The organism is Aeromicrobium sp. PFPM2_SD2 (assembly GCF_057364525.1).
In genome coordinates this window covers 1-2,268 of sequence record NZ_JBNFNZ010000398.1, presented here as the reverse complement: position 1 = coordinate 2,268, position 2,268 = coordinate 1, and the positions used below count along the sequence as shown (strand labels likewise).

The window sequence follows — 2,268 nt, the reverse complement described above, 5'->3', positions numbered from 1 at the left end:
CCGCGCGCTGGCGCGCGGCGGGCGTCGTCACCCGCGCCGCGGCCTTCGTCCGCGGCCACCCCGCGGCGACACGCCGAGGGGCCGTCCGGACCCCGGTCGTGACCTGGCGCCCACGCCGGGACGGGGCTACGGTCGAGGCATGCATTCGTGAGCACGTCGCACCGACTGGAGGTCCCGATGGAGATCGTCGTCAACGGCCGCAACAGCGAGATCAGCGAGCGCTTCCGCGAGCTCGTCCGCGAGAAGCTGCAGCGGCTGGAGAAGTTCGACCAGCGCCAGAAGATCAGCCGGGTGGAGGTCGAGGTGACGCACGAGAAGACCTCCCGCCCCGACTGCGCCTGCCGGGTCGAGGTGACGATCCGCTCGCGGGGGCCGGTCGTCCGCGGCGAGGCCTGCTCCACCGACCAGCACTCGGCGCTGGACGCGGTCGTCGACAAGCTCGAGGCGCGGTTGCGCCGCCTGGTCGACCGCCAGCGCATCCACCGCGGCCAGCGCAAGCCGCAGTCGCTCGCCGAGGCCACCGCGGCCGTCCCGGACCAGCTGCTGAACGGCGAGGCGGAGCCGGCCGACGAGGGCGTCCACGTGCGGCACGAGGGCTCGGTCGAGGTCGTCGGCGAGGGCCCGCTCGTCGTCCGCGAGAAGACCCACGAGTCCGAGCCGATGACGCTGGACCAGGCGCTCAGCGAGATGGAGCTCGTCGGGCACGACTTCTTCCTGTTCGTCGAGAAGGACTCGATGCTGCCGAGCGTGGTCTACCGCCGGCGCGGCTACGACTACGGCGTCATCCACGTCAGCACGCCGCAGTCCTGAGACACCGGGCGTCGGTGCGGGGTCGTGGGCGTGCCGCGTGGCATGATCGACCCCGTGCCGACGAAGCCGGACCGGATCAAGGTGCTCCTGGTCGACGACCAGGAGCTCTTTCGCCGAGGCGTGAAGATGGTCCTCGCGGCCGAGGGCGACCTCGAGCTGACCGAGGCGAACAGCGGTGACCAGGCCCTCGCGCTCGTCGCGGCCGAACCCCCGGACATCGTCCTGCTGGACGTCCGCATGCCCGACCGCAGCGGCGTCGAGGTGTGCGCCGCCATCAAGGCGCTCTCGCCCACGACCGGCATCATCATGCTGACCGCGAGCGACGAGGAGACCGACCTCTACGACTCGATCAAGAGCGGCGCGGCCGGCTACCTGCTCAAGGACGGCTCGTCGTTCGACCAGGTCGCCGAGGCCGTGCGCCTCGTCGCGGCCGGCCAGTCGCTGATCAACCCGTCGATGGCCACCAAGCTGCTCGAGGAGTTCGTGCAGATGGCCAAGGGCCAGACCACGCAGCCGCACACCCTCACGCCGCGCGAGCTGGACGTCCTGCGCCACGTGGCCAAGGGCCAGTCCAACCGGCAGATCGCCGAGGCGCTGTTCATCTCCGACAACACGGTGAAGAACCACATCCGCAACATCCTGGAGAAGCTCCAGATGAAGTCGCGGGTGGAGGCGGCCATGTACGCCGTCCGCAGCAAGCTCGTCGACGAGACGTGAGCGAGGGCAGCGAGCGATCGGTCGGGGCTCTCGCGGGCGAGCGCCCGTGTGGTGCCGTCTTCTCGGGCGGTCGCCCGTGACCGAGCCGCCGCGGCTGAGCGTGCTCCAGGCCCGGCGCATCGCGCTCGCGGCGCAGGGCTTCACCCGGCCGCGCCCCGCGCAGGTGCAGGCGCGACACCTGGGCAAGGTCGTCGACCGGCTCGGGTTCTTCCAGATCGACTCGGTCAACGTGCTGACTCGCGCGCACCACGTGCCGCTGTACTCGCGCCTGGGGCCCTACGACCTGGACCTGCTGCACCGGGCGTCGTCGCGCGCACCGCGCCGGCTCGTCGAGTACTGGGCCCACGAGGCCGCGCTGCTGGACGTGCGGCTGTGGCCGGCCTTCGGCTTCCGGCGCCGTGACCTGAGCGGGATGTGGGGCGGGCCCCGGCGCATCGCCGACGAGCGGCCCGAGCTGCTCGAGCAGGTGCTGGCCGACGTCCGCGCACGCGGCCCGCTCACCGCCCGGCAGGTCGAGCACGAGCCGCCGGCCGACCGCAGCCACTGGGGCTGGAACTGGTCGGAGGCCAAGCAGGCGCTGGAGCACCTCTTCTACACCGGCCAGGTCATGGCCGCCGGGCGCAACGGCTCGTTCGAGCGGCTCTACGACGTCCCCGAGCGGGTGCTGCCGCCGGCGCTGCGCGGGGTGCCCGACCTGGACGCCGACGAGGGGCACCGGGTGCTCGTCGCGCACGCGGCCCG

General features: G+C 72.4%; 3 protein-coding genes. All 3 read left to right on the top strand.

Annotated features, from left to right (window positions below; translation table 11 throughout):
- Positions 1 to 147: 147 nt before the first annotated feature.
- Positions 148 to 810 (top strand): ribosome hibernation-promoting factor, HPF/YfiA family, encoded by a 663-nt coding sequence (hpf, locus tag AC2W7G_RS14190; protein ID WP_485869004.1) that lies wholly within the window; start codon positions 148 to 150, stop codon positions 808 to 810.
- Between the two features lie 54 nt (positions 811 to 864).
- Complete coding sequence (locus AC2W7G_RS14185) at positions 865 to 1,527, top strand: response regulator (RefSeq protein WP_485869003.1); 663 nt, start codon at positions 865 to 867, stop codon at positions 1,525 to 1,527.
- Positions 1,528 to 1,603: 76 nt separating this feature from the next.
- Positions 1,604 to 2,268: DNA glycosylase AlkZ-like family protein (locus tag AC2W7G_RS14180; protein WP_485869002.1), on the top strand; the 665-nt coding region annotated here is incomplete at its 3' end.